Origin of the sequence: Geodermatophilus maliterrae (genome assembly GCF_041018925.1) — a bacterium.
In the GTDB taxonomy this organism is placed as follows: Bacteria; Actinomycetota; Actinomycetes; order Mycobacteriales; family Geodermatophilaceae; genus Geodermatophilus; species Geodermatophilus maliterrae.
This window is the reverse complement of the sequence record NZ_JBFNXQ010000035.1, coordinates 14,458-28,475: the sequence shown is the minus strand read 5'-3', so window position 1 is coordinate 28,475 and position 14,018 is coordinate 14,458. Positions and strand designations below refer to the sequence as shown.

Sequence of the window (14,018 nt, the reverse complement as noted above, 5' to 3'; positions counted from 1 at the left end):
CCCCAGCCCCACCAGCGCGACCGAGAGGCCCGGCGTGTCCGCACCCACCGACCGTCCCGAAGACGTCACCCCCACCCTGGAGCTCCGCGGCGTCAACAAGAGCTTCGGCGCCATCCAGGTCCTGCACGACGTGCACATGAAGGTCTACCCCGGCCAGGTCACCGCGCTGGTCGGCGACAACGGCGCGGGCAAGAGCACGCTGATCAAGTCCATCGCCGGTATCCACGCCATCGACTCCGGCGAGCTCCTCTTCGAGGGCCGGCCGGTCACGGTCACCGGCCCGCGCGACGCCGCGGCGCTCGGCATCGAGATCGTCTACCAGGACCTCGCCCTGGCCGACAACCTCGACGTCGTCCAGAACATGTTCCTCGGCCGCGAGCGCAAGAACGGCATCCTCCTCGACGAGCTGTCCATGGAGCAGGCGGCCCGGGACACGCTGAGCAAGCTCTCCGTCCGGACCCTGAAGTCCGTGCGCCAGCTGGTCTCCAGCCTCTCCGGTGGCCAGCGCCAGACGGTCGCCATCGCCAAGGCCGTGCTGTGGGAGTCCAAGCTGGTCGTCCTCGACGAGCCGACCGCCGCCCTCGGCGTCGCGCAGACCCGGCAGGTGCTCGACCTGGTCCGGCGGCTGGCCGACACCGGCCACGCGGTGGTCTTCATCAGCCACAACATGGTCGACGTCTTCGAGGTCGCCGACCGGGTCGCGGCCCTGTACCTGGGCCGGATGGCGGCCGACGTGCCCATCTCCCAGGTCGATCGTCCCCAGGTCATCGAGCTCATCACGGCGGGCCGGTCGGGCGACCTCGGCATCGCCCCCGCCGAAGTCGCGGCAGTGGAGGTCTGAGGCATGTCCAGCACCATCTCTGCGCCGACCAGCGCGCAGGAGCCGGGCGGCGCCCCGTCGGGCTTCGAGGCCGACCGCACCGCGGACTCCCTCGGCGCGACGGTCCGGGCCTACGTCGACCGCGTCCGGGGCGGCGACCTGGGGGCGCTGCCGGCCATCCTCGGCATCGTCGTCCTGGGCCTGCTGTTCTTCGCGCTGCGGCCCGAGACGTTCCTGACCCCGCGGAACATGGCCAACCTGGCCGACCAGGCGGCGCCGATCATCATCCTGGCGATGGGGCTGGTCTTCGTCCTGCTCCTGGGCGAGATCGACCTGTCCGCAGGCGTGGTCAGCGGGGTCTGCGCCGCGGTCATGGCCAAGCTGCTCGCCGATGCCGGCGTGCCGTGGTACGTCTCGGTGGTGGCAGCGATCGTCACCGGCGTGGTCATCGGCCTGTTCACCGGCAGCCTCGTCGGCATGATCGGCATCCCGTCGTTCGTCGTCACACTCGCGCTCTTCCTGGGCTGGCAGGGCTTCACGCTGCGGCTGATCGGCGAGGGTGGCACGGTGCCGGTGCGCGACCCGGTGATCTCGGCGATCAGCGACAGGAACCTCCCGGTCGTCCTCGGCTGGGTCCTCGCCCTGCTGGTCATCGCCGTGTACGCCGCGCTGCAGCTCAACCGGTTCCGCGTCCAGCGCGCCAAGGGGCTCGCGCACTCCCCGCTGGCCGTGGTGCTCGTGCGGATCGGCGTGATCGCCGCCGTCGTCGTCGTGGTCACGGCGGTGCTGAGCGTCGACCGCGCCCCGGCGGTCGGTGTGGTGCTCGCCGGGATCCCGTACGCCATCCCGCTCGTGGTCGTCCTGCTGCTGTTCCTGACCTTCGTGCTCGGCCGCACGAGCTTCGGCCGGCACGTCTACGCGGTCGGCGGCAATGCCGAGGCGGCCCGGCGGGCCGGCATCAACGTCACCCGGATCAAGGTCTCCGTGTTCGTCATCGGCTCGACCCTGGCGGCGATCAGCGGCATCGTCGCGGCCGCCCGGCTCGGCTCGGTGGCGCCGGGGTCCGGCGGCGGCAACACGCTGCTCTACGCCGTGGGCGCCGCGGTCATCGGTGGCACCAGCCTCTTCGGCGGCCGGGGACGGGTGCGTGACGCCGTCCTCGGTGGCCTGGTCGTGGCGATCATCGCCAACGGCCTCGGTCTGCTCGGCACCGAGGCGTACCTCAACTTCATCATCACCGGTGGCGTGCTGCTGCTGGCCGCGAGCGTCGACGCGCTGGCCCGGCGCCGGGCGGCCGCGACCGGGCACTGAGGAAGGGCCCCGCTGCCCCCCGCGCCTCGCACGCTCGGCGCGGGACCCTGCAGCGGGGCCGTTCCATCCCGTCACCACGATCGGCGCCGAGCCCTGCAGGAGGCCGCCCTCGACGGTCACGAGGGGTGGTCCCGGCTGCGGCCGGGGCCGCCCCTCGTGCGTTCAGGCCCGGTTGACCGCGTCCGTCAGCAGGTCGCAGGTGAGTTCGACCTGCCACTCGCGGGCACCGCCGGCGCGCAGGGTCGCGGCCACCGTCTCGGGGTCGCGCGGCTCGGGCGGGCTCCACACCAGTCGGCGCACGAGGTCGGGGGAGACCAGGTTCTCGACCGGCACCGCGTGCTTCTCCGACAGCTCGGCCAGCCCGGCCCGGGCGACCTGCAGTCGGGTGGCCGCCGCGGGGTCGCGGTCGGCCCAGCGGTTCACCGGCGGCGGACCCTCGCCCGGCCGGCTGTGCGGCGGCAACTCCGCCTCCGGCAGCGCCCGCCCGCGGGTCAGGGCGCCGAACCAGGTGCTCACCAGCTTGCGGTTGGCCCGGCCGCGGAAGACCGGCAGCTCCAGCAGCGCGCCCTCGGTCTGCGGGTCGGCCTGGACGGCGGAGACCATCGCCGAGTCGGGCAGCACTCGGCCGGGGGCGATGTCGCGCTTGCGGGCCAGGTCGTCGCGGGCCTGCCAGAGGGAGCGCAGCATGCCCAGCTGCCGCCGGTTGCGCAGCCCGTGCACACCGGAAGTGCGGCGCCACGGGTCGGCCTTCGGCGCCGGCGGCCCGGCGGCCAGGACGGCTGCGAACTCCTGCCGCGCCCACTCGGTCTTGCCCTGCTCCTCCAGGACCGCGGCCAGCGCGTCGCGCAGGTCGACGAGCACCTCGACGTCGAGCGCGGCGTAGACCAGCCACTCCTCGGGCAGCGGCCGGGTGCTCCAGTCGGCCGCCGAGTGGCCCTTCTGCAGCGAGAACCCGAGCAGCGACTCGACGACGGCGCCCAGGCCCACCCGTGGCAGCCCGGCCAGCCGCGCGGCCAGCTCGGTGTCGAAGATCCTCGTCGGCACCAGGCCGATCTCGGCCAGGCAGGGGAGGTCCTGGTTGGCCGCGTGCAGCACCCACTCCGCGTCGGCGATCGCGGCCTGCACGGCGGAGAGGTCCGGCAGCGGCACGGGGTCGACCAGCCCGGTGCCCGCACCGGCGCGGCGCAGCTGCACGAGGTAGGCCCGCTGGCCGTAGCGGTACCCCGAGGCGCGCTCGGCGTCGACGGCGACCGGCCCGGTCCCGGCGCGCAGCGCGTCGGCGTACTCCTCCAGCGCGGAGGAGGTCTCGATGACCGGCGGGAGGCCGTCGCGCGGCGCGAGCAGGGGGACCGGGACCGCGACGTCGTCGGGGGCGGTGTCCTCGGTGGCGGTGTCCTCGGGGGTGGTGTCCTCGGGGGTGGTGTCCTCGGGAACGGTGCCCACCGGGGTGGCGTCGTCCCGGGTGGGGTCGGGCCGGGGGTCGGTGCTCAGTTGCCGTCCACCTCATCGCCCGTGTCGTCCGTGCGTCCGCGGCCGGTCCCCCGGCCTCCGGGCGGTACGAGCCGGCCGGCGCGGACCCGGGGAGTGCCCCCGCCCCTCAGATGTTAGTTGCCGTCGTCGACCGCGCCGGAGGGGCCCAGCATCGCCACTCCCGGCGGCGGCAGGCCGGCGGCGTTGCCGAGCACCTCGAGCCAGGCGTCGAGGTGCCGGTCGAGCGCGGTGTCCTCCGCCGTCCAGGAGGCGCGGATCTCGACGTCGACCGAGTGCTCGGGCCCGGCCAGGTCGCCGAAGCGGGTGGAGGCGGTGCGGGTGACCGTGCCTCCCAGCGCGTGGGACGGGGCGCCGCACGAGGTCAGGGCCTCGGTCAGCCAGCTCCAGGCCACCTCGGAGAACATCGCGTCGTCGACCATGTGCTCGTCGGTGGTGGCCGAGAGGTACCCGACGCAGCGGGTGGTGCCCGCCCACGCCTCGTGGCCGGCCGGGTCGTACAGGACGATGAAGCGGCCGCTGGCCACCTCGACCTCCTCGTCGCCGTCGAGCTCGCTGATGCGCGCGCCGACGGCGTAGGCGAAGGGGGCCAGCCGCTGCGGGGCGGGGATGTCCTCGACCACGATCTCCGGGCGCACCCGGAGCGAGGCCATCGACTCGAGGGCGGCCACGAAGTCCTCCGGACGGTCGTCGACCGGCCGTGCGCCGACGGCGTCCGGAGGACCGCCCAGGCTGCGTGGCTCCACGCTCGCAGGGTAGGGGGCACGGGCCCCGTCTGTCGCCGACGCGCCGCAGCCGGCCTCCCCGCTCGGCGGCCGGGTCGTGCCTGGTCTGGGAGGATCGACCGTCGTGACCGCCGCTGCCGCCCCCGCTCCGTCCCCCGCCGACTCGGACCTGGTCCGGGCCGCGCGCGGCCTGCCGGTCGACCGGACGCCGGTGTGGTTCATGCGCCAGGCCGGCCGGTCGCTGCCGGAGTACCGGGCGCTGCGCGCCGGGACGGCGATGCTGCAGGCCTGCCAGGACCCCGACCTGGTCACCGAGATCACCCTCCAGCCGGTCCGGCGGCACGGCGTGGACGCGGCGATCCTGTTCTCCGACATCGTGCTGCCGCTGGTGGTCGCCGGCGTCGACATCGAGATCAAGCCCGGCGTCGGACCGGTCGTGGCCGACCCCGTCCGCACGGTCGCCGACGTCGACGCGCTGCCCGGCCTCGAGCCCGATCGGCTGGACTTCCTGGCCACGGCGGTGCGCCGGCTGGTCGCCGAGCTCGGGCCCACGCCGCTGATCGGCTTCGCCGGGGCGCCGTTCACACTGGCCACCTACCTGATCGAGGGTGGCCCGTCCAAGGAGCACGCCCGGACCAAGGCCTTCATGTACGCCGAGCCGGAGGCCTGGACCCGGCTGCTGGACCGGCTGGCGGTCTCGGCGGCCACCTTCCTGCGCACGCAGGTCGACGCCGGCGCCTCGGCGGTGCAGCTGTTCGACTCCTGGGCCGGGGTGCTCTCGGCCGCCGACTACGCCACCCGGGTGCTGCCGCACTCGCGCGCGGTGTTCGACGGGCTGGGCGACCGCGACGTGCCGCGCGTCCACTTCGGTGTCGGCACCGGGGAGCTGCTCGCGCTGATCGGCGACGCGGGGGCCGACGTCGTCGGGGTCGACTGGCGGGTGCCGCTGGACGAGGCCGCCCGCCGGGTCGGTCCCGCGCGGTCGCTGCAGGGCAACCTCGACCCTGCCGTCCTGCTGGCCGACCGGGCCACCGTCGACCGCGAGGTCCGGCGGGTCGTCGCGGAGGGCCGCGCCGCGCGCGGGCACGTGTTCAACCTCGGCCACGGGGTGCTGCCCGAGACCGACCCGGGGGCGCTCACGCACGTCGTCGACCTGGTGCACGAGCTCTCCGCGCGATGAGCCGTCTGGTCGTCGTCGGCGCCGGGATCGCCGGGCTCACCGCCGCCTTCGAGTGGCGCCGGCGCCGTCCCGGCGACGAGGTCGTCGTCCTGGAGGCCGGCGGCCGGGTCGGCGGCAAGATCGACCGGCTCGAGCTCGCCGGGCAGTGGTACGACACCGGGCCGGAGGCGGTGCTCGCCCGGGTGCCGGAGGCGGTGCAGCTGGTGGCGGCGCTCGGGCTCGGCGACCGGCTGGTCGCGCCCGCGACGACGCAGGCCTCGATCGTGCTGCCCGACGGCCGGCACCCGTTGCCGCCGGGCACCGTGCAGGGCGTGCCGACGTCGGCCGACGGGCTCGCCGGTGTGCTCACCCCGGACGGCGTCGCGCGGGTGCGCGCCGAGGTCGACCTGCCGCCGCTGCGCCTGGAGGGCGACGTCTCGGTCGGCCGGCTGCTGCGCACCCGGCTGGGCGACGAGGTGGTCGACCGGCTCGTCGAGCCGCTGCTCGGCGGGGTCTACGCCGGCCGCCCCGACGACCTCTCGCTGGCCGCGACCATGCCGGCGCTGGCCGCGCAGCTGGCGCGGACCGACTCGGTGCTGGCCGCCGCGCTCGCCGCGCGCGACGCCGGTGCGCGCAGCCGCGGCGACGCCGACGGGCCGGTGTTCGTCACCGTCGACGGCGGTCTGGGGTCGCTGCCGCAGGCGCTGGTCGAGGCGTCGGGCGCCGTCGTCCGGCTGCGCACCCCGGCGCACGCGATCCGCCGCGCCGGTGGCCGTCTCGAGGTCGCCGTCGGCCCGGTCGCCGCACCGGAGGTCGTCGAGGCCGACGCCGTCGTCGTCGCCGCCCCGGCCGGGAAGTCGGCCCGGCTGCTGGCCGGCGTCGCCCCCGACGCGGTCGAGCCGCTGCGCGGGATCCCGTACGCGTCGATGGCGGTCGTGGCCACGGCCTTCCCGGCGCAGGCCGTGGCCGCCGGCTCCGGCCTGCTCGTGCCGCCGGTGACCGGGCGGCTGGTCAAGGGCGTCACCGTGTCGTCGTCGAAGTGGCCGCACCTGTCCCGCGGGGGCCTGCTGCGGGTGCGCGCGTCGGTGGGCCGCTACGGCGGCGAGGTGCAGCTGCAGCGGGACGACGACGACCTCACCACCGCGGTGGTGGCCGACGTCGCCGACCTGCTCGACCTGGAGCGCCGGGAGCCGCTGGAGGCCCACCTGGTGCGCTGGGGCGGCGGGCTGCCGCAGTACCTGGTCGGCCACCCGCAGCGGGTGGTGGCCGTCCGCGACGCGGTCGCCGCGGTGCCGGGGCTGGCGGTGGCCGGGGCGGCCTACGACGGCGTCGGCGTGCCCGCCTGCATCCGCAGCGCCCACCGCGCCGTCGACGCGCTGGCCTGAGCGGCCCGGTCCGCCGCGGCCTGACAGGCTGGTGCCCGTGACTGCCTCCCCGGTCCTGCGGGCCGCGCTGCTCGGGACCGCCGCCGGGGGGCGCAGCACGCTCGGCCTCGCCGGTCCCGTGCTCACCTCGCCGCTGCGGTGGCCGGTCCGGCTGGCCGCGGTCGCCGCCGTCGCCGGTGAGCTGGTCGCCGACAAGCTGCCGGGCACACCGTCGCGGACGATCCCGCCGAGCGTCGCCGTCCGGCTGGCTGCCGGCGCGGCCGGCGGGGCGCTCCTGGCCCGGCGCGGTGCCGGGGGTCCGGTGCTGCCGGTGCTCGCCGCGGTGGCCGGCGCGGCGGCGGGGACGCTGGCCGGGGCGCGCTGGCGGGGGTGGGCGGCGCCGCGCACCGGCCCCCTGCCCGCGGCGCTGGCCGAGGACGCGCTCGTCCTCGGCCTGACCGCCCTGGCCTGCGGCCCGCGCCACAGTGCAGCCCCCGGCCGGACCCGCCGCGGGCGCAGGACAATGGGGGCATGAGCGAGCAGACGGAGCAGTCGACCGAGCAGCGCAGCGTCGGAAAGCGGGCCAACGAGCTCAACGCGCTGATCCGCTACACGATGTGGTCGGTGTTCAAGCTCGCCGCACCGCTGGGCGACGACCAGCGCACCGCCGCCGCCGACGAGGTGGCCGGGCTGTTCGAGGAGCTGGCCGGCAAGGACGTCGTGGTCCGGGGGACCTACGACGTCTCGGGGCTGCGCGCCGATGCCGACCTCATGGTCTGGTGGCACGCCGAGACGCCCGACGCCCTGCAGGAGGCCTACACGCGGTTGCGCCGCACCGCGCTGGGGCGGCACCTGGAGCCGGTGTGGTCGCAGATGGCCCTGCACCGGCCGGCGGAGTTCAACCGCAGCCACATCCCGGCGTTCCTCGCCGACGAGGAGCCGCGCCGCTACCTGTGCGTGTACCCGTTCGTGCGGTCCTACGAGTGGTACCTGCTGCCCGACGAGGAGCGGCGGGACATGCTCAAGGAGCACGGCATGCAGGCGCGGCCCTACCCCGACGTCCGCGCCAACACCGTCGCCTCGTTCGGCCTGGGCGACTACGAGTGGATGCTCGCCTTCGAGGCCGACGAGCTGCACCGCATCGTCGACCTCATGCGCGACCTGCGCGCCAGCCGCGCCCGCCGGCACGTGCGCGAGGAGGTGCCCTTCTACACCGGCACCCGCAAGCCCGTCGCCGAGCTCGTGCGCGACCTGCCCTGACGGCCCTCCGGGCGACGATCAGGGAACCTGATCACGGCGCGTCCTCCCGCACCGTCCACGGCGCGGGGGGACGCGCTGCCGTCGGGGAGGACGGCGGCGTGGGCCTCAGCTCTCGGCGGGCTCCAGGCGGATGGAGACGCTGTTGATGCAGTAGCGGTCGCCGGTCGGCGTCTGCGGGGCGTCGTCGAAGACGTGGCCGAGGTGGCTGTGGCAGGTGCCGCAGAGCACCTCGGTGCGGAGCATCCCGAGGGTCCGGTCCTCCCGGAGCACCACGTTGTCCGCCGACGACGGCTCGTAGAACGACGGCCAGCCGCAGTGCGAGTCGAACTTGGTCTCCGACCGGAACAGCTCGGCCCCGCAGGCCCGGCAGGTGTAGACGCCGACGGTCTTCGTGTCGACGTACTCGCCGGTCCACGGGCGCTCGGTGCCGGCCTGCCGCAGGACGGCGTACTCCTGCGGCGAGAGCTGCGCCCGCCACTCCTCGTCGGACCTGGTCACCTTCGGCTGCTGTGCGGACGTCGTCATGGGATCCACGGTACGGCGGGCGCGCCATCGTCAGGGGCCCGCGGACGACGTCCGGCGCGGGCGGGAGACTGGGCCGGTGACCTCGCTCGACGCACCTCTGCCCGACACCTGGTTCCGCCGCGACCTGCCGGTGCTGCGCGCCGTCGTCCGGCTGGTCGACGAGCCGAAGCACGGGGGAGCGCCCTACCTCGGGCAGGTCGCGCCGGCCAGCGGGCTGCCCAAGCCCGACGTGCTGGCCGCCGCGCGGGCGCTGACCGACGCCGGCTACGTCGAGGTGCTCACCACCTACTCCGGCGAGATCGTCCGGTTCACCGGCGTGTCGCCCGAGGCCCGCCGGCTGGCCGGGCTCTGGCCGACTCCGCAGGGGGAGTGGGACCGGCTGCTCGAGCAGTTGGCCGCCCGGGCGGCGAACGCCCCGAGCGAGGTCGAGCGGGCCCGGTGGCGCGCGTTCTCCGACGCCGCGGTCGCCGTCGGCCCGGACGACGGCGCGCTGCTGATGTCGGCCCTCATCGGCGGTTACGTCCCGCGGGCACGCTGAGCCCCGCGCCGGGCACGTCGCCCGGTGGACCGGCCCCGGACGCGACAGCGCCCCCGCCCGGCGAACCGGACGGGGGCGCTGCTACGGCTCAGACGATCAGAGCGGGGTGACGTTCGCCGCCTGCGGACCCTTCTGGCCCTGCTCGACGTCGAACGAGATGCGCTGCCCCTCGTCGAGCGAGCGGTAGCCGCTGGTCTGGATGGCCGAGTAGTGGACGAACACGTCCGGTCCGCCACCGTCAGGGGTGGCGAAGCCGAACCCCTTCTCCGCGTTGAACCACTTCACTGTTCCTTCGGGCATTGCTCGCTCCTAGCTGCGGTGGTGCATCGGGGTCCTGCCAGTGCGCAGGGCCTTCCCGACGCGACGACCCTAGCGGCCCGGACGGCTCCGTGGGGGATCGGGGCGCCGTATCGGCCGCCTGGGCGCGTCCGGCGACCTCCGTCGTGCGCGGTCGGCGGGGCCGAGGGTCGGTCGATCGCCTCGCGCGGCGCGCTCGTTCGCACCCGACCCCATCGCCGTCGCGGTCGAGGTGGCGGCCGTAGCCGGGCTGCCCGGCGCGGACGGGCGCGGCCCCCGCGGGACGGGTGGAGCGGGTGGGACGGGACGGGGCCGGATACCCACCGTCCCGGCCGGCCGCGGGCTTCCGCGCGGCTCGCCCCGCACCCGCACCGGCTCGCCGGTCCGCTGCGCGGCACGACAGGCGCTCGCCGAGGGGTTCGAGATGTCCTGGTGCGGAGCGGTTCCGCTCACCTACGCTGCCGAGCACCGCTGCTGGCCCCAGGAGGAGACATGTCAGAGAAGCAGGACCACGTCCCGGGAGCTGTCGTCCGGATCAGCGAGATCGTGGGCAGTTCGCCGAACTCCTTCAGTGACGCCGTGCGCAACGCCGTCCAGGCAGCGGCGCAGACCGTCCGCGGCATCCGTGGCGTCGAGGTGATCGGCAGCAACGCCGACGTCGACGAGAACGGCAACCTCTCCCTCTACAAGGTGCACTGCAAGATCGCCTTCGTCGTGGAGCGCTAGACCCCGCCGTCCGCAGCCGATCGGGCAGGACGGTCGGCTGCGGACCGGCGGTGCCGTCGCGGGAGTGACGGTCGGCCTGCCGCACCGGGTGCGACTCCCTCGTGCACCTCCGGGTCCGCCCCCCGCCGGCGCGGCCGATCGTGCGCCCGCGCGCGCCTGCCATCGCGGCCCCGCCTCGGCGCGGGGCCGGCAGCCCCGTCCGGCGGCCGCGGAGCAGCCGAGAAAGGACCGCGGAGACCGCATCCGAGTGCCGCGAAGGCGCGCAGAATGAGCTCCACCTGCTTTCTCCGGAGCTGACCATGGCACTGCGACTCCACCTCCCGCACCGCCCGACGACGCGCTCGGCTCCTCCGCGGGAACGGCGTGGCCTCGGTGCCCGCGTGTTCGCCGTGCAGCGCATCGGCGCCGTCCTCGTGGCACTGTTCCTGCTCGTCTTCGGCCTGCTCGGCTTCGCCGGCGGCCTCGACTTCTTCTCCACCGACGGCGAGCGCATCCTCGGCATGTCCTCCAACGGCCTGCTCTCCCTCATCTCGGTGGTCGTCGCGCTGGTGCTCCTCGCGGCCGCCGCACGCGGTCCCCGCATCGCCTCGACCGTGATGATCGTCGTCGGCTCGCTGTTCCTGCTCTCCGCGCTGGTCAACCTGGCCGTCCTGCGGACCAGCTTCAACCTCCTGGCCTTCGAGTTCAGGAACGTCGTGTTCTCCGTCGTCGTCGGGTTGCTGCTGCTGATGCTGGGCGCCTACGGCCGGATCGGCGGGCACCTGCCGTCGGACAGCCCGTACGCCCACCCGCACGCGGTGGGGGGAGAGAGCGACGAGGACGACGGGTACCCGTCGACGCCGGCGGAGTTCGCCGTCGAGCGGGCGATGCGCGACGCCGAGGTCGCCGTCGTCCAGCACGTGGCCTCCTTCGACCAGCGCCGCCGGGTGGCTGCGATGGCCCAGGTGACCAGCCGGGCCGACCGCCGCCGGGTGTGGATGTCCTTCGACGAGGACGCCTGGCGTTCGCGCGGCTGAGACCGGGCCGCGGCGGACCGGGGCGACCGTCGTCGGTCAGCTCCTCGGGAAGTGGAGCTCGAGGGCGCCGCAGGCGGCAGGACGACGACGGCGTCGTGGCCACACCATGTCGGCCGGGCGGTTACCCGCGGCGGGAGCGGTCATCTGTTCTGGCGGCACGAGTCCGACGAAGGAGTGTCACGATGACCGAGACCGGCCGTCCCTACGGCGGGACCAACGAACGTGGCGAGGACGACGGGCTCCCCGGCGAGCGCGCGCAGGAGGACGTGGTCGGGGCGGCGCCCGAGCAGTCACCGCGGGCCGCGCAGGGCGGCATGTCCGACGACGTCACCCAGGTACCGGCCGGCGGCGACGACCCCGACGGCAAGGCACCCGGCATGCCGGACGCCACCGGTCCGCAGGGCTGACCGAGAGCCCCGCCGCGCCAGTGCAGCGGTGACGGGTTGACAGCCGGACGTGCCCCCCAGCGCGGTCCCTGCGCGGAGGATCGAGCCGGTGGGGTCGGTCCCTCTCGACATCGAGGTGCCGACTCGCTTTACTCCCGGAGCGGTCGCGGCTGTGCCGGGCCGCCGGTACCACCCCAGGGCAGGCCCGGGAGGGATGCGTCATGGAGTCGCAGCGGTCCGGAGAGCGCCGCCTGCTCACGACCCTCGGAGTCCTCGCCCTCGCGGCCACAGCCGTGGTCGTGACCGCGCCGACCGCGACCGGGGCCCCCGTCGACGAGGCCGCGTCCCAGACGACGAGCACGGCCGACGGGGAGTACGTCGTCTCCTTCACCGGCACACCCGAGGCGGCGACCGCCGCGATCCAGGCCGCCGGCGGGACCGTCGAGGGGGTGACCGCGCAGGTCGGCATGGCCCTGGTCTCCTCCCCCGACGCTGCGTTCCTCGAGAAGGTGCGGGCGCGAGGTGAGATCAGCGGGGCGGCACGGAACCACGCGGTCGGCACCGCCCGTCCCGGCATGCCGCACCGCTTCGCCGAGGAACGGCCGGCGGTGGCGGAACCAGCCGCCGGCGGGTCCGGTCACGCGAACCGCCCGGAGCGCGCCGACGCCGAGCCACTGGCCGAGCTCCAGTGGAACACGGAGATGATCGGTGCGACTCCCGAGGGCGCCCACCGCACGGCGACGGGCAAGGGCGTCGACGTCGGGATCATCGACACCGGGATCGACGCGAGTCACCCGGACCTCGCCCCGAACGTCGACGCTGACCGGTCGCGGAACTTCACGACCGACATCCCTGCGGTCGACGGCCCGTGCGAGGTGGCGAGCTGCGTCGATCCGGCGGACGTGGACGACAACGGGCACGGCACGCACGTGGCCGGCATCGTGGCCGCGGCCGGCAACGACTTCGGGATCGCTGGCGTGGCACCGGAGGCGACCCTCGTCAACCTGCGTGCCGGCCAGGACTCGGGCTTCTTCTTCCTGTACGAGACGGTCGCGGCGCTCGTCTACGCGGGCGACACCGGGCTCGACGTCGTCAACATGAGCTTCTACACCGACCCGTGGCTGTACAACTGCTCCTCGCGGGAGGAGTACCTCGAGGGCACCGTGACCGACGAGGAGCTCGCCCAGCAGCAGCTCGTCCGCCGACTGGTGCTGGACGCGGTCGCCTACGCCCACTCGCGGGGGGTCACGCTCGTCGGGTCGGCGGGCAACGAGCACCAGGACCTGGCGGCCCCGACGCGCGTCGACGAGACGAGCCCGGACTACCCGCTGGACACGGCCCGGCCGCGGACGGTCGTGAACACCTGTCTCAGCCTGCCCAGCGAGGCACCGCAGGTGATCTCGGTGTCGGCGGTGGGCCCGTCGACCACCAAGGCGGACTACTCCAACTACGGGCTCGGGGACGTCGAGATCGCGGCCCCCGGTGGCTGGCTCCGCGACTTCGTCGGGACGCCGGCGTTCCAGGCGCCGAGCAACCTGGTCCTGTCGTCGTACCCCCTGGACGTGGCCATCGCCGAGGGTCTGGCCGACGAGAACGGGGACCCGGTCGACGAGTTCTCCGTGGAGTACTGCGACGAGGCGGGCGTCTGCGGCTTCTACACCTACCTCCAGGGCACCTCGGTCGCGTCGCCGCACGTCGCCGGTGTGGCGGCGCTGATCGTCGAGGAGCTGGGCCGCTCCACCGGTCACACGGGACGCGCCCTCGAACCGGAGCGGGTCGCCGGCGTGCTGGCCCGGTCGGCGGAGGACCACGCCTGTCCTGCGGGCGGTGTCGAGGTCTACACCGACGAGGAGCGGCCACCGGAGTGGAACGCCGTGTGCGAGGGCACGACCGACGTCAACGGTCTCTACGGCGAGGGCATCGTCGACGCGGAGGCGGCCGTGCTGGGTCGGTGACCGCACGCGGGGAGATCCCGCTGCGCCGGCCGGGTGCCGCCGCAGCGCGCGGTCGAGGGGGACTCCTCCTTCCCCGGTGAACGGATCCGACGTGCTCCAGCCCAGCTCGCGGATCGACTCGTCGCCGGCCGGGCCGCCGGCTGACCTGCCCCGGTGTGGCGGAGGACCCGCTGCACTCCCTGGCGCAGCGGGACCTCGAGCGCGGGGTGCGCCTCGGCCCGCCCGACGGCATGACGGTGGCCGAGGCCATGGGATCCCGCCGCTGAGCGCGCACGAGCTGGGCATCGACGACCTCGACGGCGAGCTGGGCCTGCACGCACCGGTGTGGTCCTGCGTGCTCGGGGAGGCCGAGGTCCTGGAGGGCGGCCGCGCCCCGCCTCGCCCAGCCCAGGACGGGCGCTCGCGGCGAGGGAGCGGACCCGACCGGGCCCACCCCACCGGACAGCAC

The 14,018-nt window shown here is 75.0% G+C and carries 16 protein-coding genes; 11 read left to right on the top strand and 5 right to left on the bottom strand.

What is annotated here, in order from left to right:
• Window positions 1-34: 34 nt before the first annotated feature.
• Together ABQ292_RS12655 and ABQ292_RS12650 are read left to right on the top strand one after the other, a co-directional pair.
• Window positions 35-841, top strand: coding sequence for an ATP-binding cassette domain-containing protein (locus ABQ292_RS12655; RefSeq protein ID WP_369206824.1), 807 nt, complete (start codon window positions 35-37; stop codon window positions 839-841).
• A 3-nt stretch (window positions 842-844) separates the two neighbouring features.
• On the top strand, window positions 845-2,131 hold the full coding sequence (locus ABQ292_RS12650; protein WP_369206822.1) for a sugar ABC transporter permease: 1,287 nt from the start codon (window positions 845-847) through the stop codon (window positions 2,129-2,131).
• Between the two features lie 162 nt (window positions 2,132-2,293).
• Here ABQ292_RS12650 and ABQ292_RS12645 read toward each other — a convergent pair whose 3' ends face one another.
• Together ABQ292_RS12645 and ABQ292_RS12640 are read right to left on the bottom strand one after the other, a co-directional pair.
• Window positions 2,294-3,574, bottom strand: coding sequence for a ribonuclease D (locus ABQ292_RS12645; protein WP_369206820.1), 1,281 nt, complete (start codon window positions 3,572-3,574; stop codon window positions 2,294-2,296).
• Window positions 3,575-3,735: 161 nt separating this feature from the next.
• Entirely contained in the window at window positions 3,736-4,365 is a 630-nt protein-coding gene (locus ABQ292_RS12640) for a DUF3000 domain-containing protein (RefSeq protein WP_369206818.1), read from the bottom strand.
• 103 nt (window positions 4,366-4,468) lie between these two features.
• Here ABQ292_RS12640 and hemE point away from each other — a divergent pair, with 103 nt between their 5' ends.
• The 4 genes from hemE to hemQ are packed head-to-tail and all read left to right on the top strand — an operon-like array spanning window position 4,469 to window position 8,127.
• Window positions 4,469-5,524 (top strand): uroporphyrinogen decarboxylase, encoded by a 1,056-nt coding sequence (gene hemE, locus ABQ292_RS12635; RefSeq protein WP_369206816.1) that lies wholly within the window; start codon window positions 4,469-4,471, stop codon window positions 5,522-5,524.
• Window positions 5,521-6,888 (top strand): protoporphyrinogen oxidase, encoded by a 1,368-nt coding sequence (gene hemG, locus ABQ292_RS12630; protein ID WP_369206814.1) that lies wholly within the window; start codon window positions 5,521-5,523, stop codon window positions 6,886-6,888. Before hemE ends, hemG begins: the two co-directional genes overlap by 4 nt.
• A gap of 37 nt (window positions 6,889-6,925) precedes the next feature.
• Window positions 6,926-7,402, top strand: coding sequence for a hypothetical protein (locus tag ABQ292_RS12625; RefSeq protein WP_369206812.1), 477 nt, complete (start codon window positions 6,926-6,928; stop codon window positions 7,400-7,402).
• Window positions 7,399-8,127: a hydrogen peroxide-dependent heme synthase gene (gene hemQ / locus ABQ292_RS12620; protein ID WP_369206810.1), complete on the top strand. Its 729-nt coding sequence runs from the start codon at window positions 7,399-7,401 to the stop codon at window positions 8,125-8,127. The genes ABQ292_RS12625 and hemQ overlap by 4 nt, the downstream gene beginning before the upstream one ends.
• Window positions 8,128-8,232: 105 nt before the next feature.
• On the opposite strand, the gene msrB is transcribed toward hemQ, so the two are convergent.
• Window positions 8,233-8,652 (bottom strand): peptide-methionine (R)-S-oxide reductase MsrB, encoded by a 420-nt coding sequence (msrB, locus tag ABQ292_RS12615; protein WP_369206808.1) that lies wholly within the window; start codon window positions 8,650-8,652, stop codon window positions 8,233-8,235.
• Window positions 8,653-8,728: 76 nt separating this feature from the next.
• On the opposite strand from msrB, the gene ABQ292_RS12610 reads away from it, so the two are divergent.
• On the top strand, window positions 8,729-9,190 hold the full coding sequence (locus ABQ292_RS12610; RefSeq protein ID WP_369206806.1) for a hypothetical protein: 462 nt from the start codon (window positions 8,729-8,731) through the stop codon (window positions 9,188-9,190).
• A 96-nt stretch (window positions 9,191-9,286) separates the two neighbouring features.
• On the opposite strand, the gene ABQ292_RS12605 is transcribed toward ABQ292_RS12610, so the two are convergent.
• Together ABQ292_RS12605 and ABQ292_RS12600 are read right to left on the bottom strand one after the other, a co-directional pair.
• Window positions 9,287-9,490, bottom strand: a complete 204-nt coding sequence (locus ABQ292_RS12605; protein WP_073420333.1) for a cold-shock protein — start codon at window positions 9,488-9,490, stop codon at window positions 9,287-9,289.
• Window positions 9,429-9,956 carry an excalibur calcium-binding domain-containing protein gene (locus ABQ292_RS12600; protein ID WP_369206803.1) on the bottom strand — a complete coding sequence of 176 codons (528 nt, stop codon included), beginning with the start codon at window positions 9,954-9,956 and terminating at the stop codon, window positions 9,429-9,431. The genes ABQ292_RS12605 and ABQ292_RS12600 overlap by 62 nt, the downstream gene beginning before the upstream one ends.
• A gap of 23 nt (window positions 9,957-9,979) precedes the next feature.
• On the opposite strand from ABQ292_RS12600, the gene ABQ292_RS12595 reads away from it, so the two are divergent.
• From ABQ292_RS12595 to ABQ292_RS12580, 4 genes are all read left to right on the top strand, one after another.
• Window positions 9,980-10,213, top strand: coding sequence for a dodecin family protein (locus ABQ292_RS12595; RefSeq protein ID WP_012948692.1), 234 nt, complete (start codon window positions 9,980-9,982; stop codon window positions 10,211-10,213).
• A 380-nt stretch (window positions 10,214-10,593) separates the two neighbouring features.
• A complete protein-coding gene (locus ABQ292_RS12590) occupies window positions 10,594-11,229 on the top strand; it encodes a DUF4383 domain-containing protein (RefSeq protein WP_369206800.1) in 636 nt (211 codons plus the stop codon).
• A 182-nt stretch (window positions 11,230-11,411) separates the two neighbouring features.
• On the top strand, window positions 11,412-11,636 hold the full coding sequence (locus tag ABQ292_RS12585) for a hypothetical protein (RefSeq protein WP_369206798.1): 225 nt from the start codon (window positions 11,412-11,414) through the stop codon (window positions 11,634-11,636).
• Between the two features lie 278 nt (window positions 11,637-11,914).
• Entirely contained in the window at window positions 11,915-13,570 is a 1,656-nt protein-coding gene (locus ABQ292_RS12580; protein WP_369206796.1) for a S8 family peptidase, read from the top strand.
• The last annotated feature ends 448 nt before the right edge of the window (window positions 13,571-14,018 follow it).

Bases quoted from the DNA above. Each gene is read 5' to 3' on its own strand.
- ABQ292_RS12605 (WP_073420333.1), bottom strand. From the start codon at position 9,490: ATGCCCGAAGGAACAGTGAAGTGGTTCAACGCGGAGAAGGGGTTCGGC.
- ABQ292_RS12650 (WP_369206822.1), top strand. From the start codon at position 845: ATGTCCAGCACCATCTCTGCGCCGACCAGCGCGCAGGAGCCGGGCGGC.
- msrB (WP_369206808.1), bottom strand. From the start codon at position 8,652: ATGACGACGTCCGCACAGCAGCCGAAGGTGACCAGGTCCGACGAGGAG.
- ABQ292_RS12595 (WP_012948692.1), top strand. From the start codon at position 9,980: ATGTCAGAGAAGCAGGACCACGTCCCGGGAGCTGTCGTCCGGATCAGC.
- hemG (WP_369206814.1), top strand. From the start codon at position 5,521: ATGAGCCGTCTGGTCGTCGTCGGCGCCGGGATCGCCGGGCTCACCGCC.
- ABQ292_RS12585 (WP_369206798.1), top strand. From the start codon at position 11,412: ATGACCGAGACCGGCCGTCCCTACGGCGGGACCAACGAACGTGGCGAG.
- hemQ (WP_369206810.1), top strand. From the start codon at position 7,399: ATGAGCGAGCAGACGGAGCAGTCGACCGAGCAGCGCAGCGTCGGAAAG.